We start from the raw sequence: 19,295 nt of genomic DNA on the forward strand, positions 1-19,295 counted from the left end.
GTAGCCTAACTAGGCAAAATCGGACACGTGGAAAAGGGAAATAAACGAAATCTATAAAAATAATCGTTCTTATTGATTTTTATAAGTTTTTGGCAACGGTGTTTAAATGAATAATCGAGCGCATAATTTTGCAATGGATTATGTGAATTCAGAGGAAAAACAAAAGATGCTATATAAACGGACACTATTGATGGTTAGCATTTCGCAAATTTTTGGTGGAGCGGGATTAGCTGCCGGAGTTACAGTCGGTGCATTATTAGCTCAACAAATGCTTGGGACAGATGCTTTTACTGGTCTTCCGGCATCCCTTTTTACATTAGGTTCAGCAGGAGCGGCATTAATTGTTGGTAGGCTTTCTCAAAGATTTGGTCGACGAATCGGGCTTGCTGCAGGATTTTTTACAGGTGGACTTGGAGCAATCGGTGTAGTAATTGCGGCAATGACAAACAGTATTATCCTTTTATTTGCATCACTCTTGATTTACGGTGCAGGAACAGCAACCAATTTGCAAGCTAGATATGCAGGAACTGATTTAGCAAATAATAAACAGCGTGCAAAAGCGATTAGTATTGCAATGGTTTCCACAACATTTGGTGCTGTTGCAGGTCCTAACCTAGTAGGTCCAATGGGAAAATTTGCAGTCTCCATTGGCGTGCCAGCACTTGCAGGTCCATTCATTTTATCTGCAACAGCTTTTATTTTGGCCGGCCTATTTCTTTTCATAATGCTTAATCCAGACCCGTTGATTTTAGCAAAAATAATCGAGTCAAATAAAACACAAAAAGTGGATGTAGTTCATTCCACACATATTGAGAATATGAAAGCAAAGAGGGGTATTGCTGTAGGGGCAACGACAATGGTACTGACACAAATTGTTATGGTTGCTATTATGACAATGACACCTATTCACATGAAACATCACGGTCATGGACTAAACGAAGTAGGTATTGTAATTGCGTTCCATATTGGCTCAATGTATCTTCCTTCACTCATTACAGGTATTCTTGTAGATAAAATAGGGCGAACAGCTATGTCAATTGCATCTGGAGCCACTTTATTACTAGCAGGAGTATTAGCCGCATCAGCACCAAGTGATTCGATGATTCTCCTTATAGTTGCTCTTTCGTTACTAGGATTAGGATGGAATTTTGGACTAATCAGTGGGACTGCTCAAATCGTTGATTCAACAGATTCTACTACACGCGCCAAAACCCAAGGTACTGTGGATGTATTTATCGCACTAGCAGGGGCATCAGGAGGCGCATTGTCTGGTATGATTGTTGCTAATTCAAGTTATGCAACATTATCATTAGCTGGAGGAATCTTATCCTTAATCCTTATACCAGTCGTGATTTGGTCACGTGGTGGAAAGAAAGAACGTGAACAAGGTCTTCATATGTAAAATGAAATTTAAGATGAAATAGGAGCTGATTAATCAGCTCCTATTTCACAATTTGCACGCTTGTTATGAAGTTTAATATATTTCTTATTAAAATCGTATGTTTATCGTGCTCACGAATTGAACTTGTACACAATTAAAAAGAGCAAAGGGGGAAATATGAAAAAAATTTTAGGTTATTTCATACTATTAATATTATTAATCAGTTTAACCAGCTGTTTCTTTAACAAAAACACAAATAAGGATATTTTTCATTATAAAAATTCTTATGTCGGTAATAACAGTGCTGTAGGAAGTATTATAAAACAATTACCAAATCATAATGAATTCACCAAAATGTCCCTCCAAACAAAAAAGAAGCCTTATGGTATGACGATTGTTTATAAGAATTTACCGGCTAATACTAAAAATATCGTAATAAATAATGGAACTTACTTATTTGTATTGATCAAAAATGTGGAATGGATTGTTTTTGATTTTGCTGATCAAAAATATACTGTGACAAGACAACAATTTAATGAATGGTATGGAAAAGATTTAAGTTCTTATACGAATGAAAAGGACCTAGAGGAACTAATCCACACTAATTTAAAAGATAAAAACAAAGTAAATCAGTTATTTAAGAAATAAAATCTTTTATTATTGTTAGCTATTATTAAAGGGATTGGTAAATTCTAATAGGCTAATAGATTGAGAAATAATAGTAAACAGTTATAAAGGGGTAAATGCATGTCTATTTTAACAAATCAATCTGATTTTATGATTCTAATTGAAAATGAATTAATTCCGAATGTAAACCTCAAGAGTGAACGGCCAAATGACCCAATAGTAGTTAAGAATATACCTAAAGGCTGGAAATGCATTGGCTCAGGTAATTATGCTGCCGTTTTTATACATCATTCCGAACCAAATGTGGTTGTTAAAGTTTATGGAAAAGATCTAGATGGTTTAGAAAAAGAAGTTCAAGTCTATAAACAATTAGGAGAGCATCCAGCTTATTCGAAATTGATCCAATTCGGTGAAAAATATCTAGTATTAAAAAGATTAAATGGAATTACCCTATACAACGCCCTTGCAAATGGTGATCGAATACCTGAGAGTGTGATTAAAGATGTAAATATTGCGCTTAAGTATGCGATAAGTCGTGGGTTAAATCCATACGACGTTCACGGGAAAAATGTGATGATGAAAGATGGTAGGGGATACGTTGTAGATATATCTGACTTTTACAAAAAAGGAAAGGATGAAAAGTGGGAAGATTTAGTCAAAGCTTACTATAAACTATATAAAAAAACTTTGTATAAAGTACCTATTAAAATCCCGTTGAAATTCCTAGATTTTACTAGACACTCATACAGATTTTACAAAAAATTGAAGAGAAAGTTTTAAGATAGATTACGTTGGGAAATGTTAGTTTAATAGGTTATATAATTGAACATTTCATATGACTGCAATGGATACTAAACAAGAAATAGCGGTTTATATTTTAAGAAGACTAGCATACGGGCTAGTCTTCTTGAGTTTGCAGTTATACATTTAGTTTATTAATGTTGAGTATAAATTCGCTCTTCATTTTGTACTCTTTTTTTCACTAAGACCTAATTAAAATAATGACTGTTTTCATTTATTCGTAGTATATAACTATTTAGAAATATCATGGTGCTCTTCATAATGTAACAATTGTTTACGATTATAAAACTTCTCAAAAATGATTCCCATTAAATAGTAAAAGACTAAGCCAAAACATAAATGGATAAGTGTAAATTTAATACCAAATGAATCAAATTCATAGATAACGACAGGTAGTTTAGCCGTTGTCCAAACTCCTAAAAAGAAAACAACATAGCGAATACTTGCTCCTTTTTTCAGTAAAAGTACCGCGATCGGAAAAGCTAGGTATAGAGGACCAGCTGCAATACCACCGAGTAAGAGAGCAAACAAAACACCGTAAATACCAGATTTATCTCCCATATATTTAATAAGATTTTCTTTCTCAACCCATTTATCAAGTAAGCCAACAAAAATTAAAACAGGTGGGAGGAGAAATAACATATTTAATATACTATTTCCAGTTAATTGAAATGCTTTCATTCCAAGGGAGTGGTTTATTAATGTTAGAACGATGAACACTACTAATAAAATAAAAAAGAAGCGATATTTTTTTAATTGACTCATACCATCACCAACCAAATAATATATGCAAAGAAAAGAGACATTAAAAGTCCACTTGCATTACGTGCATATGCAAAACTTCTTCCAAATAATTTTTGTTCCATAGGTAACGTAATAATTCCTACTGACATTAATGTTGACATTAACACTGCTACTTGTGGGAGGCCAGCACCATTTTGGACTAATGTTTCTCCAAGAGGAAAAACGATAAAACTTGGAATTAGTCCAACAGAACCAATTAATGTAGATAGTATTATTCCTTTTATTCCAGAGTGTTCCCCAATAATTGATGAAATGAGTGTAGGTGTTAATAAGGATAGGGATAGTCCTACAAAAAACATAATCGTTAAAATTTCAGGAAAAATATTACAAAACATTTTCCATGATTTTAATAGAGCTTCTTTCGTTTTTTTTCGATCTTTTATAAAAGAAATTATAGTAAGGATTATTGCTAAACTGTATAGGATCGAAGCATTAATCATGATTCTTCACCTTCCATACATTGTATCTGCGCAAGAAAAATGTTAAATTCTTAAGCTTTTCTTCAATGTTTATTTGAAATTCTTCCAATTTTTCTATTCCAACTTCAGTAATTTTATACATCTTAATTGGTTTGTCTTGTTCGGATGTACCTAAATAAGACTCAACAGCACCTTCAGTCTCTAATTGCTTTAGAGTGCGATATAATATGGAACTGTCTATTGGATTGATTGGTAGTTCTTCCTCACACTTCTGCAAAAGCTTCCCTCCATAACTATCCCCCTCTGTTAAAAACAATAAAAGAAATGCACCAGTATGTCGGCCTGTATGTTTCATAATTAGTTAACCTCCTTAATTCGAATATCTTCCTAACATCATCTAATTTTAACTGTTAACAACAGTATACTGTTAGTAACAGTAAAATGTTACTAACAGTATAATTAATCTATAAAGATATTTCAACTCTTAGATTATAAAATTTTTCTCTTTCAGAGGTTGAGATGGGTTGGAGAATATAGGTTTTATATAAGAATTTCTTTAGTTGAAAATGCTTTTTTACTATTCATAAAATGTGAAAATGTTTTTATAACAATAATAATAATATAATAAAAAACAACAATAATTTATTGTAAAACGATAAATAATATGTTAAATTCAAATTGAAAATAATTTAGTGAGGTGCTTTTATGAAACGGGGGTCAACTCTCTTTTTAAAAATGGTAGTGATTCTTATTGGGTTGCCAGTTCTTACATTGTGTATATTTGTGGTTCCAAAGATTGCAGAATTTGCTGCTGAGCTGTATCCGAATATTGCTTTAATGAAATATTTCATTTTTATAGATCTATATGCTGCAGCTATTCCTTTCTATTTTGCTCTTTATCAAGCTTTTAAACTTTTAAGCTACATTGATAAAAACAAAGCTTTCTCGGAATTATCGGTTAACGCTTTAAAGAAAATAAAATTCAGTGCAATCGCAATCAGTGTTTTGTATGTACTAGGATTGCCGCTTTTTTATTTAATTGCTGATATGGATGACGCTCCAGGAATTATCGTTATTGGCATGGTCTTGATTTTTGCTTCAATGGTAATTGCAGTCTTTGCAGCCGTACTCGAAAGGCTTTTGAAAGAAGCGATTGATATAAAATCAGAAAATGATTTAACGGTCTGAGGTGAAGAACATGGCAATTATTATCAATATTGACGTGATGTTGGCGAAAAGGAAAATGAGTGTAACCGAGCTTTCGGAAAAGGTTGGGATTACGATGGCGAATCTTTCTATATTGAAAAACGGTAAGGCAAAAGCGATTCGTTTTGCAACATTAGAAGCGATTTGTAAGGCCTTAGACTGTCAACCTGGAGATATTTTAGAGTACCAAATTGATGAAGATAACAAGTAGATAGTTGAGATTGATATTAAAAATTAAGAAGGAGAGCTAATTGTGAATTTAATACTTCAAAAGGCTGAGTCACATTTTATAAGAGCGGTAAAACAACTTGTTCGATTTGGTTTTGAGCAGGCTTTATCATGTATTTTTCCTGTTGTGATTTTTGCCTCTTTAGCTTTTACTAAAATTGTGCCACTTCCATTTCTTCCAAGATATGATTGGCTACTACTAATCTGTATATTGATGCAGTGGCTGATGGTGCGTACTAAGCTTGAAACATTGGATGAATTAAAGGTCATTACACTGTTTCACCTAATTGGCCTTGCACTTGAACTTTTTAAGGTACATATGGGCTCTTGGGCATATCCTGGGGAAGGATACTCAAAGCTATTTGGAGTGCCACTATATAGTGGATTTATGTACGCAAGTGTTGCCAGTTATTTATGTCAAGCGTGGAGAAGGTTGAATGTTGAACTAATTAATTGGCCTCCCTTTTTTGTAGTTGCTTCACTTGCAGCAGCAATTTATTTGAATTTCTTTACTCACCATTTTTGGATGGACGTTCGTTGGTGGTTATCAGGGCTTGTCATAATTGTTTTTTGGAAATCTTGGGTCACTTATGAAATTCATGGGAACAGGTACCGTATGCCAATCGCACTTTCTTTCGTACTAATCGGATTTTTTATATGGATAGCCGAAAATATTGCAACGTTTTTTGGTGCATGGCAATATCCTAATCAGTCGGTTGCATGGAGTTTAGTTCATCTAGGTAAAGTAAGTTCATGGCTCTTATTAGTAATTGTAAGCTTTCTGATTGTCGCTACCTTAAAGCGAGTTAAAGGAAATAATTCAATTAAAAGGAAAGAACACTAAAAAAGTAAAAAAATAACCTGTATCTAAGATTAACTAGTAATCAGATACAGGTTTATTTAATAATTTGTATCGTTAGTGTATTTTAATAAGATGCCTGAACCTAATATACTGCCTACTTACCGATAAGATTCATAAACCCTTTGTATATTAGGAAAAGGGAGAAAATTAAAATAGCTAAAATACCAATTAAATCTGTTAATGGCTCTACACTTGATAAGAATGTGCCTGCTAAAGGCATTTTGATTAAAGCAAAACCAGCAATAATACTAGCTAACATTAAAAAAATTCTTTCCATTCATTCATCCCTCCATTCAATATATTTTATGTGCAAGTAGAATGTAAGTGCTTTCAAAGACAGCCTTTTATAAAAAATGTGCTTTTGTCACGGAAAATAAGGAATTGTTCATATGAATACACTTAGGAAAATTAAGAGGAGTAAGGCGTTTAGGATACTATTTAATCTTTTAATAGATTTAGTTTTCAAGTTCTTTTTACATAGATGGTAGTCAAAACTATTTCATTCCGATCATTTAACCACTTTTTAATCTAATCGCCGTTTCACATATTAATCTCTTTCATCTATTAATAGAGATTAATCATAATAGGAGTGAAGAATAATTGAGTTCAAGGCATAAACATATGTATCTTTCCAAACGTGGAATCTTTATTTAGGATTTCCCGTCGTTAGTAGGAATAACACTTATGGCTGAATCTATGAAGGGCATTTCATTAAAGAAATTGAATACTATTAAAAAAGACTATTTTTAAGGAGGTTTTAATGAAAAGGATTAGTCTGTTCAAGCTATCGTTTATCATATTGCCTTTACTACTTGTCGCTTGTCGTTTCACCCCTTCAGAAAGCCAATCAATTATAGATTGGGTAGACTTTGTTAGAGTTAATGGGGTTGAGTACAATGGCATACAATCAGGGATTTTAGCTAATGAAGAATTCATTGATGAAAAAGTAGGGGAAGTTAAATTCAGGGTAGCAGATCATGTTACAAATCCCAATTATAAAATAAAAGATGGAGATGCAGCATTCCATGAGAAAGGAACGGCCATTTATTCAATCAAGGGTAATCCTGAATTAATTGCCTTAAAAGAAAAAACGGCAATAAATGGATATAGAATCTATTTTGCAAAAGGAACAACTGATTATAAGTGGTATTTTAAAGATGTACCAATCGAAAAAGTAGATCTGATTGAAATCTACCAATCTTTTTCACCTGGCGCGAAAAAGATATCTGAGATTAAAGACAAAGAAAAAATAGTTAACTTTCTAGCTATCTTAAAGAATAGTAAGGAAGATTCAAATTTTCAACCAAACAATGATCATACAGATTCTACTCGCTATGAAATTGTACTGTATACAAATGAACCAATCGCTTATAAGTATACGATTGAATTTGACGGAGCTAACTACTACTGGTATCCGTGGGATACTTCAATTTTGTCAAATGAGATTGGGGAATTTATACCAAAGTAGTGTTTTAAACCATTTCTAAATAACAAAAATTAACTCGCTAATTATTTTTAGCGAGTTTTTGCTTAATCTAACTACATAGGACAAAACTCAAATCAATTATGTGAAATCCGACCGAAATCTAGTCATCGAAAACCAACTAGTAAAATATGTGAAAGATAGATGAAACTAGAACATTTTTTATATTAAACTACCTTTAAAAATGGTAAAATATGGTTATATCATATTAGAAAGCGGATCTTTTTTACGGAGGGGCTATAATTGAGAAAGCCATATATATTTTTGATATGCCTAGCAATCCTAGCTTTATGCTTAGGTGGATTTTATTTTGAAAAAATGAAGTATACCAAAACAAAAAATGAAATATTGATTGGTTACAACTACACAAAATTTGGGGAAAATATAATCAAATGTAAACCAGTAAAAGTAGAAAAACAAGCAAAATTAAATCAATTAGAAGAAATATTTTTATTTAGTAAAAAAGTAGAAAAACCAATTGTTGATTTAGCTAAATATGATATTCAGTTATCATTCAGAAGTCCAATAGATGAAACAGTTGAATATAGTTCATTACTTTGGTTCACAAAAAGTGGTGCAATCATAAAAATTAATGGATTTAACGGATATAGAAGCGTTGGTATTGAGAATGCCAAATCAATAAAAAATATCATAAATTATATAGAGTTGTAATGATTAAATGATGTTTTAGTAAATGAGTTGTCATGGCAACTTATTTTTTTTTGATGTTAAAAGGGAGAATTGGTTGGAGATTTAGTAGTGGAAGAAATGATATAATATTATAAAAAGCAAGCTTATTATTTAAACTTTAAGTTGGTGATTGAATGTTTCGTTTCTTTAAATCTAAAAAGAAGGTAAGCTTCAGTGAACAATTATGTGAATTGCAAAAGATTGGTATAGAATTAAATCCAAATTTAAATGAAGAATTAATTCTTGCTGAGTATAGTAAAGAGGAATTTGAAAGAGAACCTTACCTACTATTACTTATCGAATTAGGAAGTGAAATGGAGCTAAACGAAAATTATATTAACTGTTCAAATGAAATATGGCATTTGGACACGGAATGTATTGAGGACACAGGAGATTATGTTCGAATTGCAGAAAGAATTAAAGACTTATCAAAAGATTATTTAAATCTTAAAAATATTAAAGATTTTGTAGATGTTGAAAATCAAACGGCATCAATTTCATTTACTTTAGATGAAAAAGATTATTGTTGGAAGTTAGAAGTAAATGATGACTGGATCGATGAGAAAATTATTGTCAAGTTTAATGACTTATTAGAAATAAAAAATACGGACAAGAGAGTTTATATTCTAGATTTAGGAGGACAAGATTGTTTAGTTGGTATTTATTCTAAAGAACAAGTAAAGAAGTTAAATAACTTACTTAAAGGATATAAATTTGTATCATTATAAAACAACAACACCTTACTATTGAACTGTTAATTTGATTATGTCCTTGAAAAAAAATTTGGATAAAAGGAAACAATGTAGTGGGAATGTGAAGAAAGGAAGTGTAAAACGGTGGAATTGGAAACGGTTATGCAGGAGCTAGAAGCACTAGGTAAGGAACGGACAAAAAAGACATACATAAGTAACGGGGCACATGAGCCACTATTTGGAGTGGCAACTGGGGCAATGAAGCCGATTGCTAAGAAAATTAAAATGGATCAGCAATTAGCGAATCAATTATATGCAACAGGAAATTACGATGCGATGTATTTTGCGGGGATAATTGCAGAGCCTTTGAAAATGACTGAAGAAGACTTTGAAAATTGGATTGATGGAGCTTATTTCTATATGCTTTCAGACTATGTAGTTGCTGTTACTTTAGCTGAAGCTGATATTGCGCAAGAGGTAGCCGATAAATGGATTGCTAGCGGAGACGAACTTAAAATGTCAGCTGGTTGGAGCTGTTACTGTTGGCTTTTGGGGAATCGCTCGGATACTGAATTTGACGCAAACAAAATTTCAAATCTGCTTGACCAGGTGAAAGAGACAATCCATGAATCTCCTGAACGAACAAAATCTGCAATGAATAATTTTATTTATACAGTAGCCATTTCATATTTACCTCAACATGAAAAAGCGGTTGAAACTGCAAAAGCCATTGGACCAGTCGAAATGAAAAAGGACAAGAAAAAAAGCACCATTTTACTTTGCTCTGAAAAAATTCAAAAAGATTTAGATAAAGGTATATTAGGATTTAAGCGTAAACATGTAAGGTGTTAAAGTATAACATTCGTTTTTTTAATTGATGATATAGGTGTAATGGGTATCATTTTTTTAAATTGTTAATAGAAAAAGCTGAATCATTATTTTGATTCAGCTTTTTCTTTAATATTGATATGACTTTTTTCTATTTTTGAAAATAAAAAAGTAGCTTAAAAAGATAATGAGAATTAAACCTAAACTAATAAAGACTCCCATTCTTTGAGTTGCGTGAACTAATCCACCTGAGACCCCCACTAGTATTAATAAAATGCCTAAGTAAGAAGTGAAGGGGTAACCGAACATTTTAAAATGATCATTTTTATCTCTTTCTTTTCTTAGTTTAATTTGTGAGGATAAGATTGTTGTCCAATTTAAAATCATCATAACGCCTGCTGCAGTTGTTATATATTCATATATTTTTCCTGGTAGAATAAAAGAAAATATTAAAGAAAAATACAAAAAAGGAAGTGATTCCTCCAATAATATAATTGAGCAATATTGCTGGACCTGCTATTTGGATCGATAAACCAGTACCTAAAAAGAATCCAGCCCCAATGATCGAACCAATTCCGATCAAAGAAATCTGCCACCAAGAAAGTTTAGATGTTTTTCCTTTTTCAAGATTAGCCTTTTTTTGTCAAGTACTGGCTGCTTTATCGAATGTTTATTATCCATTAAAGGTCTCCTTAATTTTATTCAATACTAGTTATACATTCCCCATTTGTATAAAATTAAATCGGTTATTTTAGAATTATTTCTAAATAATAGAATGTCAGTGTCAGTCTATTATTGGTTAGAAATCGTATCTATTTCTATAGTTGAATAAAAATGAGAGCCGAACATCGGCTCTCATTTTACTCTTTAGAAGACTAGTAAAGAAAGGAATAGGAAGATGAAAAGGTGTTACTTAGAATTTTTATAAAATTGGAAGATCTCATTAACAGCTTGATGATAGCCTCCCGCTTCTCGAAAAGATTTCTTTATGCTGTCGATTGCTTTTTTGTAAGACGAGTTATTATTTAACACATTTTCCGCGGCTTCACGTAGTTGTATTTGTGTTAAATTTTGTGATTGTAATTGCAAACCTGCACCAATCTTGGCTATTTGCTCTGCAATCATTGGCTGATCAGCATTCTGTGGGATTACGATTAATGGAACACCATAATAGAGACCCTCACTTGTACTATTCATTCCACCATGAGTTATAAATAATTTAGTATATTTTAGTACTTCGGTCTGTGGAACATATTGTTTCACAATAAAGTTTGAAGGAATACCCCCTAAATCATCTAGATTGGTATGTTTACCAATCGACATTACGACTGAGTGTTCACTATTTCCAAATGCTTCAAAACATAACTTATAAAAATCAATTGAGCGGTTAAAAACAGTTCCCAGAGAAATATATATAGGATTTTTACTTTTAATGGTAGAAAGGTCAAAAGGATCCTGTTGTATTCGTGAACCGATAGATGGGCCGACAAATTTGTATAAATGATTAAAGGCTTCCCCATCAGGTTGAAAGGCTCTAGTTGTATATACGATTGTTAATGGGGCAGGATTACAAAAAACTTCAAAATATGAATTGATCTCTACACCATATTTTTTCTTAATATTTAATGACAGTTTCTTAAATTCATCATTAATCGGTTTAATTATCTCTTCAGGAATATTCTTTGACTGCTTTTCCAACATTTTATCGAATGTTTCTTTTGTCTCTGCAAAAGAAGTACAAGAACTGATTGCGGGAAGATTAAGAATTTGAGCAATTAAACGTCCACAACCAAACATTGAATCGTGTATGATGTAATCGAAATGCTCTCCTTTAATCTGTTCAAGAACACTAGGTATTACGATTTCTGCTGTATGTAATAGACCATTGATTCTTTCTAGTAAATGAGTTCGACCACCTGAGAGAAAGGCTTTAATAAATTTTTGTTCATCAATTGTCCGCATTGTAGCTCTAGTCTTTTCAATTCGTTCTCGAAAAGACTCTATCGAAAAGTAGACAACCTCTTCACCTCGTGAAATAAGCTCTTCTACAACTGCAATAGTAGGATTGATATGCCCTTCTGAGCCTCCATTTATAAATAAAACACGTGCCATTCCAAACACTCCTCGGTTCAATTTATTACTATTTAAAAGAAAAATGAATAAGCTTAACTAAATAACATTGTATAATGTTAAAGTAAAAAATGAAAATATTGGAGGTGATTTTGAGTGAAGGAACAATTAATTAATTTAACAAATACAGAAGAACTCGTTGAAATTTATAATGATTTAGGGGATGTTGATGTATGTGCTGTTGCAAAGGTTCTTTATGTATCAGATGACTATGTAATTTTAGCTAATATTACTCCAAATGGAATGTACGATGGCTATTCATTAATGAAAACAGACACTATTTTTCAAATTAATGTAGATTCTCGCTATCTACGAAAAATAAAAAAACTATATTTAACTAAGAAACAAACCCATATAAAGCTTGAAATGGAAAATAAAAATTTAATGGAAGGTATTCTTGATATTGCTTATCAAAATAAATTTTTAATTTTAGTAGAATTATTGGAAAGTGCTAACGTGCAAGGTATCATTAAATGTAAAGTAGATGATATCCTCGTTTTATCGGTCATAAACCAATATGGTGAATACGATGGAGAATCAATATTCAAGATAGAAGATATCACCTCAATGAATATAGATGATGAAGAAAGAAATTGTATAAAATTACTAGATTTTGATAATCGAGAATAAAGATAGATTATCTATTAATTTTTGTATATCAAATGCCGCCTTCTATTAAATAATTAATTTAAAAAATTTAAATTGGTTGGAGTATATGAAAAAGGATTTCCAAAATAATAGATAGTTTATAGTTTTATTTTTATAGGAAGTGAAAAAATGTTTACATATTATTCTATGCTCATAGTAGGATTGTTTTTGATTTTAGGAGCAGTTTTTATATTTATGCCAATGTTTATTGATCGAGTATACTCGTTAGTAAAGATCAGTAAAAGTATTGGCTGTTTATTACTTGGTGTTTTACTTTTAGCGTTTACTCTTCCAAGTCTTAAATATGTTGTATTTAAACAATATGATGTCGTAAGCGGAAGATGTGTTATAGAAATTGATAGTTCAAGCCGTACTTCTGAAGCCGATTTTGATATGCAAGATACAAATGAAATATTTACTTTCAGAGATATTCCTAATCTGGATGCTTATGGGAGATTAGTTCCATATTATTGTAAGGTGACAGTTACAAAAGATCATAATTTTGAAGTAAGTTACAAAATATATAATAGCAAAACAAGAAAATTAATTTTGGCAAGTGAATAGTTTATTTTAAAAAAACTACTTTTAAACTACTTGGACAAGTGAGTTCAAAAAAAGTTAAAGGAAATTGTGAGTTCATTATTGAATTTAAATTAAATAATAAAAATGCAAAAGGAGATAATAATGAAACAATTGATTTCTGCTTTGTATATTTTGTTTGGATTATTAATTGTAACATTAACCTACTTTTCTAATTTTTCTGGTCCAAGATATCTCACAAATATAGGTTGGTTTCTTATTGTAATTGGAATTATATATCCATTTTATAGTCGAGTTGTGAATTATTTTAAGATTGAATATGAAGATGAAAAAAATAGTGTATAACTACAACGAAAGGCTGCTTAGGTAGTCTTTTTAATATGGAAATTTTACACTCGAATAATCGTTAATAAATTTTTACATATAGAGAATTAATAAAATCTTATATTAGCACTTATTCAAATTTTACCTAGTTTTGTTCAATTTATAGAGGGCTTTTAATATTAAAGAGAACAGAGCAATTATATCGAAAAGTTTAGCTTCTTCTACATCAAAAATGAATCAACAAAATTAGTTGGAGCTAATGGTACATATTGTAAATTAGCTAAAAATAAATAAAGCTAAGATTTAGTGTTTAGGTTTTAGCACAAAAAGATTACTAGAAATAAAAAAATAGAGGAAGATCCTCTATTAAAAGTCGAACTTATAAACCGCCAAGCGCTTTAATCGTTGCAGGTCCTACAATTCCATCTACTTTTAAATGCCGGTCTTTTTGAAATTTGCGCACGGCTTGGTCTGTATTGTTTCCAAAGATACCATCGATACCTTTTGTACTATAGCCTAGTGTTGTAAGCTTTTGTTGAAGCTTCTTAACTGTAGTTCCACGATTTCCCTTTTTTAATACAGTTCCACTTGGGATAACAGCATTTGAACCACCATTACTACTTGTTACTTTGTATCCATTTGAATTTGCAATTGAGTCAAATGATTTACTTGAAGTTGTAATGACTACAGGTGTGCTCAATTTTACTCTATCAAAAAGCCATTCTACTTCATTATCATACATTCTAACACAGCCGTGACTGACGTATTTTCCAATCGAACTTGGATTATTGTTACCGTGGATGGCATATGTAGTTCCCCATGTACCACGAGCATTTAATCCAAGCCAACGGTTTCCGAGTGGATTTCTTGGATCTCCGCCAGGAATGTGACCTGTATAGTAAGGTCTATTCACAATCTTATTTACAATTTTAAACTTTCCTTCTGGCGTTAGAGTTGGACTTTTACCAGTGGCAACTTTAAAAACTTTGTAGAGTTTACCATTTTCATAATAAGCTAGTTGATTTGTTGATTTATTAATTATAATGAATTGAGATGTAGCTGCCTGGCTAGGTTTAATACCAATACCCACAAACATAAGACAGGTTAAAATTAAAACAGCAAGCCATTTTCTGATCAATACCGTCCCTCCCGAATCATATTCTAAAAGTCTTAATCAATTAATCCTATGATTGTAGAAGTTGTCCATTTGTCATTTTTTTCAAATATGCTTAAAATAACTAAAGAAGATGACATTTGTAATGAATTTTCATAGTTCTTTTGGTTTGTATGATTTGGACGTAAAAATGAAATGTGGTACTATTGGCTCGAAAAGGGGAATGGTATATTTAAAGTAGTGGAGGTGAAAAGATGAAAATTAATCATTATATGCTCCAACTATCTTTACTAATCATCATTATTTTTGGTGGGACTTTTATTCTTCATTTAATAAAAACTGGTGAGTTTTTAATAGATCAAATTCTTGGATTTTCAGTAGGGATCTTAATCCTATTCTTTACTTTAATTTGGAGAAAATCTAGCGAACTTTCATAAGTCATAAAATTTGAGAAATCTAATATAACAAAATTCGAGTTTTATAGTAGAATGAATATAAGTTTAAGAAATTTATTGTGTTCTTGGATTGTATAAGAAATTAGGCTCTATATTTAAGAATAAAAGTTAAATATAATAGTCTTTCAAGTATTTAGTTAGGGAGGAACGATTTTGTTTAAACGTATTTCTTTCTTTATTTTTGTTAATATTTTAGTGTTAATTACAATTACAACGATTACAACATTATTAGGTGTACCACGTTATATTGGTAATGGAGGATACTGGGTACTGCTTGCATTTAGTGTAATTGCAGGTTTTAGTGGAGCGATTATTTCTTTGTTATTCTCTCGTATAATGGCCAAATGGGTAATGGGTGTAAAATTAATTGATCCTCGCTCTTCACAAATTGATCGTTTAAATTTTGTATTAGAAGAGACTTATCGTTTAGCAAAACAAGCTGGTTTGAAGAAGATGCCACAAGTGGGCGTTTATGATTCAGTAGAAGTTAATGCTTTTGCTACAGGACCTAGTAAAAGGCGATCTTTAGTAGCTGTTTCTAGTGGAATGATCGAGACCATGGATCGTCCAGCAATTAGTGGTGTTCTAGCACACGAAATTGCCCATATAAAAAATGGGGATATGGTTACTACAACATTATTACAAGGTATCATTAACACTTTTGTCATTTTCTTCTCCCGTTTAGTTGCAAAAATTGTTTCTAATTTTGTAAGAGAAGAGTTATCTTATGTAGTTTATTTTCTTTGTTCAGTAGTATTTGAGATTGTATTTAGTATTTTAAGTAGTCCAATTATTTTCTGGCATTCAAGAAATAGGGAGTTTAAGGCAGACAGGTATGCAGCAGAACTTGGTGGAAAAGATAACATGATTCATGCTTTAGAATCATTAAGTCGAAATATAAGATTAGTTGATGATCGTCAAAAATCGATTGCAGCTTTTAAAATTAGCGGAAAAGAGAAATTCGCAAGATTATTCTCAACGCATCCACCATTAGAAAAACGAATCGAACGTTTAAAATCATTATAAAAGTTAAAGGCTTTTTACATTTAACGATGTAAAAAGCTTTATTTTGTATTAAATTGAAAGAAGGATTTCATTTAGTTTTAGGGAATATAGATACTAAAAAGATGAGGTGTACTTTAATTTGGAGAGAGATAAAATTGAAAAATTGAAGACAGCAGGAATAATTTTAGGTACCTTTGTTATAACCCTCGGAATTATCATATCTATTGCTATTATTAATTTTAATCACGCTAAAGCACATCCCATTATTATCAAAATTCCTAAATCAGAAAGAATAATTACTCTTGTTAATAAAGAAGAATTAATGAACGTAGATTCAAATTTAAAAACTAATGTTTGTGAAGTTATCGATCTTCCAAAAACAAATAATAAAAATCAGTATCAAATAGTTTGTGATGATTCTGAGAAATACGGATTTACTTATAAAGAAATAATAGATAAAAATTCTCACCCTGCCTTGAAAGTCGGTGACACGGTTTACTTAACAATTTATAAAGATGGTAAATTAATGGTGAGAATAGAAAATGAATAAGTGTTAGAAGTCTAAATAAATGTTGAAAGCTAAATACACACCTATCTGATTCCTAATATGAATAAAGGAACTTCGAATTATAAGAAGTTCCTTTTTCTAATTTATTTATAGTTTTTCTCCATTTGAAGCAATTACGTCTTTGTACCAGAAAAATGATTTTTTCTTCTTTCGTTCTAATGTTCCACTACCGTCGTCATGTTTATCGACATAAATGAAGCCATAACGTTTTGAGAACTCACCTGATGATGCACTAACAAGATCAATACAACCCCAACTAGTATAACCCATCAATTTTACGCCATCTTGAATGGCTTCTCCCATAGCATTAATATGCTCACGTAAATAATCAATTCGATAATAATCATTAATTGTTCCGTCATCTTCTACTTTGTCATATGCACCTAGACCATTTTCTACAACAAATAACGGTACTTGGTAACGGTCATACAATTGATTTAAACTAATTCGTAAACCTACGGGATCAATTTCCCAGCCCCAGTCACTTGCTTTTAGGAAAGGATTTTTAACTCCGCCAATCAGATTTCCTTGTGAGCTTTCTAAGTCAGATTTTTCCTTTTTCTCTGTTCTAGACATATAATAACTGAACCCAATATAGTCAACAGTGCCTTCTTTAATTAATTCTAAATCTCCATCTTGCATTTCAATATTAATATTGTTTTCTTTAAAGAAACGCTTAATAAATGACGGATATTCGCCACGAACCTGAACGTCTGCACAGAAGTAGTTAAAAAAGCGTTCTTCTTCAAGGGCATACATTACGTTTTTAGGATTCGAATCAAATGAATAAACTGGAGCATATAAAATCATACAGCCAATTTGAGAATTTGGAATGATTTCATGACATGCTTTGACAGCAATACTACTTGCAACAAATTGATGATGAAAGGCCTGAAATGTTGGTTGGTATTTATCTTTTTCTTCTTTTACCGAAAAACCAAGACCCATAATTGGCATAATTAATCCACTATTAATTTCATTAAAAGTCATCCAATATTTTACTTTGTTTTTATAACGATTGAAGATTGCGTTCACATATCTTTCAAAGAAGTTTACTACTTCTCTATTTCTCCAACCGCCATATTGTTTTACAAGATTTACTGGCATTTCATAGTGTGAAATTGTAACAACTGGTTCAATGCCATGTTTGTGTAGTTCGTCAAAAACACGATCATAGAAAGCCAATCCTTCTTCATTTGCTTCTAATTCATTTCCATTTGGAAAAATTCTTGTCCAAGCAATTGACATTCGGAAAACTTTAAAACCCATTTCCGTAAATAAAGCAATATCTTCTTTATATCGGTGATAGAAGTCAATTCCTTCGTGGTTAGGATAATTATACTTTGAACGATCAATCTCAAAATTAAATCCAGGTGACTGTAAAATGTTCAAGCGTTCCTTTCCGCCTGGAAGAACATCGGCTATATTTAAACCTTTGTTCCCTTCATAAAATCCGCCTTCCATTTGATTAGCAGCAGTAGCGCCACCCCATAAAAAATCTTTAGGAAATTTAAACTGATTCATTTTTTTACCTCCTAATTTCTTTTTAGATGTTTTAATCCATATTTTTAATTAATGAGAATATAAACGAATCATAACGTTAACGAAGATGTTAGTAAATATGTGAATTGAATCTAGTTTCTATTCACAAAAGTAAATATTTGTTTCAGAAAAGTAACGCTGTGTTTTTTGTTTTTGTATGCTAAGATAATAAAACAGAATATATTTAAATTGGAACTAGCTATAAAAGGAGAACTATATAAAATGTTTTCAAATGATCAAATCGCATCTTTCAATGAGTTAGAGTTATCTTTATATAATTACATTTCACAAAATATGGAAAAAGTCGCATATATGCGTATACGTGAAATTGCAGATGAAACCCATGTTTCAACTTCAACAATTTTACGTTTTTGTAGGAAACTAAATTGCGACGGCTTTTCTGAATTTAAAGTAAAGTTAAAAATGTATTTGGAAGAGGAGAAACGGACCTTTGTAAAAAGCGCTCAACATACGCTAGTGGAATTTTTTGAGAGATCTTTAAAAGGTGATTTAGAAAATAAAGTGAAAGAGGCTGCTATTGAAATAAACAAAGCCGAAAATGTAATTTTTATTGGGATAGGTAGCTCAGGTATTCTCGCTGAATATGGTTCAAGGTACTTTTCAAGTTTAGGGAAATTTTCACTTTACATAAAAGACCCACATTTTCCGATTCATTCTAAATTAACAAAAAATAGTATAGCAATTGCTTTGTCAGTCTCTGGAGAAACTGTTTTCACAGTAAATCATCTGAATTTGCTTAAACAAGAAGGTTGTAAAATTATTAGTATTACGAACAACAAATTATCGACAATTGCCAAAATTTCTGATTTAAATATTCCCTATTATGTAACAGAAGAGTATTTTGAAGAGGCAAATATTACTACTCAAGTACCTGTGGTCTATATAATTGAATCAATAGCGCGCGAAATTTATCGAATTAATCAATAA

At 31.3% G+C, this 19,295-nt stretch carries 26 protein-coding genes; 17 read left to right on the forward strand and 9 right to left on the reverse strand.

The features are described 5' to 3' along the window. Window positions 1-106: 106 nt before the first annotated feature. From CN946_RS07235 to CN946_RS07245, 3 genes are all read left to right on the forward strand, one after another. Window positions 107-1,402 carry an MFS transporter gene (locus tag CN946_RS07235; protein ID WP_098860531.1) on the forward strand — a complete coding sequence of 432 codons (1,296 nt, stop codon included), beginning with the start codon at window positions 107-109 and terminating at the stop codon, window positions 1,400-1,402. A 156-nt stretch (window positions 1,403-1,558) separates the two neighbouring features. Then, window positions 1,559-2,029: a DUF4825 domain-containing protein gene (locus CN946_RS07240; protein ID WP_098860532.1), complete on the forward strand. Its 471-nt coding sequence runs from the start codon at window positions 1,559-1,561 to the stop codon at window positions 2,027-2,029. Window positions 2,030-2,128: 99 nt separating this feature from the next. Further along, entirely contained in the window at window positions 2,129-2,788 is a 660-nt protein-coding gene (locus CN946_RS07245; RefSeq protein WP_098860533.1) for a serine/threonine-protein kinase, read from the forward strand. A gap of 252 nt (window positions 2,789-3,040) precedes the next feature. Here CN946_RS07245 and CN946_RS07250 read toward each other — a convergent pair whose 3' ends face one another. From CN946_RS07250 to CN946_RS07260, 3 genes are read right to left on the reverse strand one after another with little or no spacing between them, the layout of a single operon-like run. Next, window positions 3,041-3,574 carry a permease gene (locus CN946_RS07250; RefSeq protein WP_098860534.1) on the reverse strand — a complete coding sequence of 178 codons (534 nt, stop codon included), beginning with the start codon at window positions 3,572-3,574 and terminating at the stop codon, window positions 3,041-3,043. Beyond that, the gene (locus tag CN946_RS07255; protein WP_098860535.1) at window positions 3,571-4,053 is read right to left on the reverse strand and encodes a hypothetical protein; all 483 of its coding nucleotides are present in this window, start codon (window positions 4,051-4,053) and stop codon (window positions 3,571-3,573) included. Before CN946_RS07255 ends, CN946_RS07250 begins: the two co-directional genes overlap by 4 nt. Beyond that, on the reverse strand, window positions 4,046-4,387 hold the full coding sequence (locus CN946_RS07260) for a PadR family transcriptional regulator (protein ID WP_098860536.1): 342 nt from the start codon (window positions 4,385-4,387) through the stop codon (window positions 4,046-4,048). The genes CN946_RS07255 and CN946_RS07260 overlap by 8 nt, the downstream gene beginning before the upstream one ends. 350 nt (window positions 4,388-4,737) lie before the next feature. Between CN946_RS07260 and CN946_RS07265 the strand changes: the two genes are divergently transcribed. The 3 genes from CN946_RS07265 (at window position 4,738) to CN946_RS07275 (ending at window position 6,310) form a co-directional block, all read left to right on the forward strand. Continuing rightward, window positions 4,738-5,220 (forward strand): DUF2975 domain-containing protein, encoded by a 483-nt coding sequence (locus CN946_RS07265; RefSeq protein WP_098860537.1) that lies wholly within the window; start codon window positions 4,738-4,740, stop codon window positions 5,218-5,220. A 10-nt stretch (window positions 5,221-5,230) separates the two neighbouring features. After that, on the forward strand, window positions 5,231-5,449 hold the full coding sequence (locus CN946_RS07270) for a helix-turn-helix domain-containing protein (protein WP_098860538.1): 219 nt from the start codon (window positions 5,231-5,233) through the stop codon (window positions 5,447-5,449). Window positions 5,450-5,527: 78 nt separating this feature from the next. Then, on the forward strand, window positions 5,528-6,310 hold the full coding sequence (locus tag CN946_RS07275; protein ID WP_098860667.1) for a DUF817 domain-containing protein: 783 nt from the start codon (window positions 5,528-5,530) through the stop codon (window positions 6,308-6,310). Between the two features lie 112 nt (window positions 6,311-6,422). On the opposite strand, the gene CN946_RS07280 is transcribed toward CN946_RS07275, so the two are convergent. Beyond that, the gene (locus CN946_RS07280) at window positions 6,423-6,605 is read right to left on the reverse strand and encodes a hypothetical protein (RefSeq protein ID WP_069034392.1); all 183 of its coding nucleotides are present in this window, start codon (window positions 6,603-6,605) and stop codon (window positions 6,423-6,425) included. Between the two features lie 483 nt (window positions 6,606-7,088). On the opposite strand from CN946_RS07280, the gene CN946_RS07285 reads away from it, so the two are divergent. From CN946_RS07285 to CN946_RS07300, 4 genes are all read left to right on the forward strand, one after another. Continuing rightward, window positions 7,089-7,796, forward strand: coding sequence for a hypothetical protein (locus CN946_RS07285; protein ID WP_098860539.1), 708 nt, complete (start codon window positions 7,089-7,091; stop codon window positions 7,794-7,796). 258 nt (window positions 7,797-8,054) lie between these two features. Further along, entirely contained in the window at window positions 8,055-8,483 is a 429-nt protein-coding gene (locus CN946_RS07290; RefSeq protein WP_098860540.1) for a hypothetical protein, read from the forward strand. Window positions 8,484-8,635: 152 nt separating this feature from the next. Further along, on the forward strand, window positions 8,636-9,229 hold the full coding sequence (locus CN946_RS07295) for a hypothetical protein (RefSeq protein WP_098860541.1): 594 nt from the start codon (window positions 8,636-8,638) through the stop codon (window positions 9,227-9,229). Between the two features lie 108 nt (window positions 9,230-9,337). Further along, the gene (locus CN946_RS07300; RefSeq protein ID WP_141546874.1) at window positions 9,338-10,045 is read left to right on the forward strand and encodes a DNA alkylation repair protein; all 708 of its coding nucleotides are present in this window, start codon (window positions 9,338-9,340) and stop codon (window positions 10,043-10,045) included. Window positions 10,046-10,150: 105 nt separating this feature from the next. On the opposite strand, the gene CN946_RS23665 is transcribed toward CN946_RS07300, so the two are convergent. The 3 genes from CN946_RS23665 to CN946_RS07315 all read right to left on the reverse strand — a co-directional run bounded on the left by CN946_RS23665 (window position 10,151) and on the right by CN946_RS07315 (window position 12,133). Continuing rightward, window positions 10,151-10,507, reverse strand: a complete 357-nt coding sequence (locus CN946_RS23665) for a hypothetical protein (RefSeq protein ID WP_353616187.1) — start codon at window positions 10,505-10,507, stop codon at window positions 10,151-10,153. Next, complete coding sequence (locus tag CN946_RS07310; protein ID WP_176547243.1) at window positions 10,437-10,604, reverse strand: hypothetical protein; 168 nt, start codon at window positions 10,602-10,604, stop codon at window positions 10,437-10,439. The genes CN946_RS23665 and CN946_RS07310 overlap by 71 nt, the downstream gene beginning before the upstream one ends. A 326-nt stretch (window positions 10,605-10,930) precedes the next feature. Beyond that, entirely contained in the window at window positions 10,931-12,133 is a 1,203-nt protein-coding gene (locus CN946_RS07315) for a macrolide family glycosyltransferase (protein WP_098860543.1), read from the reverse strand. Window positions 12,134-12,247: 114 nt separating this feature from the next. On the opposite strand from CN946_RS07315, the gene CN946_RS07320 reads away from it, so the two are divergent. From CN946_RS07320 to CN946_RS07330, 3 genes are all read left to right on the forward strand, one after another. Beyond that, entirely contained in the window at window positions 12,248-12,781 is a 534-nt protein-coding gene (locus tag CN946_RS07320) for a hypothetical protein (protein ID WP_098860544.1), read from the forward strand. 213 nt (window positions 12,782-12,994) lie between these two features. Beyond that, window positions 12,995-13,363 (forward strand): hypothetical protein, encoded by a 369-nt coding sequence (locus CN946_RS07325; RefSeq protein WP_141546876.1) that lies wholly within the window; start codon window positions 12,995-12,997, stop codon window positions 13,361-13,363. A gap of 120 nt (window positions 13,364-13,483) precedes the next feature. Further along, window positions 13,484-13,684, forward strand: a complete 201-nt coding sequence (locus CN946_RS07330; RefSeq protein ID WP_098860546.1) for a hypothetical protein — start codon at window positions 13,484-13,486, stop codon at window positions 13,682-13,684. Window positions 13,685-14,042: 358 nt separating this feature from the next. Here the strand turns inward: CN946_RS07330 and CN946_RS07335 are convergent, their stop codons facing one another. Continuing rightward, entirely contained in the window at window positions 14,043-14,801 is a 759-nt protein-coding gene (locus tag CN946_RS07335) for a L,D-transpeptidase family protein (RefSeq protein WP_286133855.1), read from the reverse strand. Between the two features lie 230 nt (window positions 14,802-15,031). Between CN946_RS07335 and CN946_RS07340 the strand changes: the two genes are divergently transcribed. The 3 genes from CN946_RS07340 (at window position 15,032) to CN946_RS07350 (ending at window position 16,787) form a co-directional block, all read left to right on the forward strand. Continuing rightward, on the forward strand, window positions 15,032-15,214 hold the full coding sequence (locus CN946_RS07340) for a hypothetical protein (protein WP_098860547.1): 183 nt from the start codon (window positions 15,032-15,034) through the stop codon (window positions 15,212-15,214). Between the two features lie 171 nt (window positions 15,215-15,385). Beyond that, window positions 15,386-16,258, forward strand: coding sequence for a protease HtpX (gene htpX, locus CN946_RS07345; protein WP_098860548.1), 873 nt, complete (start codon window positions 15,386-15,388; stop codon window positions 16,256-16,258). Window positions 16,259-16,376: 118 nt separating this feature from the next. Next, window positions 16,377-16,787 (forward strand): hypothetical protein, encoded by a 411-nt coding sequence (locus CN946_RS07350; protein WP_098860549.1) that lies wholly within the window; start codon window positions 16,377-16,379, stop codon window positions 16,785-16,787. 105 nt (window positions 16,788-16,892) lie between these two features. On the opposite strand, the gene CN946_RS07355 is transcribed toward CN946_RS07350, so the two are convergent. After that, window positions 16,893-18,329 (reverse strand): glycoside hydrolase family 1 protein, encoded by a 1,437-nt coding sequence (locus CN946_RS07355; RefSeq protein WP_098860550.1) that lies wholly within the window; start codon window positions 18,327-18,329, stop codon window positions 16,893-16,895. Between the two features lie 240 nt (window positions 18,330-18,569). Between CN946_RS07355 and CN946_RS07360 the strand changes: the two genes are divergently transcribed. Continuing rightward, entirely contained in the window at window positions 18,570-19,295 is a 726-nt protein-coding gene (locus CN946_RS07360; protein ID WP_098860551.1) for a MurR/RpiR family transcriptional regulator, read from the forward strand.

The organism is Bacillus sp. AFS053548 (genome assembly GCF_002575105.1).
In the GTDB taxonomy this organism is placed as follows: Bacteria; Bacillota; Bacilli; order Bacillales; family Bacillaceae_G; genus Gottfriedia.

Coding starts and splice junctions, on each gene's coding strand:
- CN946_RS07270 (WP_098860538.1), top strand. CDS start 5,231: ATGGCAATTATTATCAATATTGACGTGATGTTGGCGAAAAGGAAAATG.
- CN946_RS07260 (WP_098860536.1), bottom strand. CDS start 4,387: ATGAAACATACAGGCCGACATACTGGTGCATTTCTTTTATTGTTTTTA.
- CN946_RS07235 (WP_098860531.1), top strand. CDS start 107: ATGAATAATCGAGCGCATAATTTTGCAATGGATTATGTGAATTCAGAG.
- CN946_RS07245 (WP_098860533.1), top strand. CDS start 2,129: ATGTCTATTTTAACAAATCAATCTGATTTTATGATTCTAATTGAAAAT.
- CN946_RS07330 (WP_098860546.1), top strand. CDS start 13,484: ATGAAACAATTGATTTCTGCTTTGTATATTTTGTTTGGATTATTAATT.
- CN946_RS07315 (WP_098860543.1), bottom strand. CDS start 12,133: ATGGCACGTGTTTTATTTATAAATGGAGGCTCAGAAGGGCATATCAAT.
- CN946_RS07280 (WP_069034392.1), bottom strand. CDS start 6,605: ATGGAAAGAATTTTTTTAATGTTAGCTAGTATTATTGCTGGTTTTGCT.
- CN946_RS07355 (WP_098860550.1), bottom strand. CDS start 18,329: ATGAATCAGTTTAAATTTCCTAAAGATTTTTTATGGGGTGGCGCTACT.
- CN946_RS07325 (WP_141546876.1), top strand. CDS start 12,995: ATGCCAATGTTTATTGATCGAGTATACTCGTTAGTAAAGATCAGTAAA.
- CN946_RS07265 (WP_098860537.1), top strand. CDS start 4,738: ATGAAACGGGGGTCAACTCTCTTTTTAAAAATGGTAGTGATTCTTATT.
- CN946_RS07285 (WP_098860539.1), top strand. CDS start 7,089: ATGAAAAGGATTAGTCTGTTCAAGCTATCGTTTATCATATTGCCTTTA.
- CN946_RS07240 (WP_098860532.1), top strand. CDS start 1,559: ATGAAAAAAATTTTAGGTTATTTCATACTATTAATATTATTAATCAGT.
- CN946_RS07295 (WP_098860541.1), top strand. CDS start 8,636: ATGTTTCGTTTCTTTAAATCTAAAAAGAAGGTAAGCTTCAGTGAACAA.
- CN946_RS07250 (WP_098860534.1), bottom strand. CDS start 3,574: ATGAGTCAATTAAAAAAATATCGCTTCTTTTTTATTTTATTAGTAGTG.
- CN946_RS07340 (WP_098860547.1), top strand. CDS start 15,032: ATGAAAATTAATCATTATATGCTCCAACTATCTTTACTAATCATCATT.
- CN946_RS07360 (WP_098860551.1), top strand. CDS start 18,570: ATGTTTTCAAATGATCAAATCGCATCTTTCAATGAGTTAGAGTTATCT.
- CN946_RS07255 (WP_098860535.1), bottom strand. CDS start 4,053: ATGATTAATGCTTCGATCCTATACAGTTTAGCAATAATCCTTACTATA.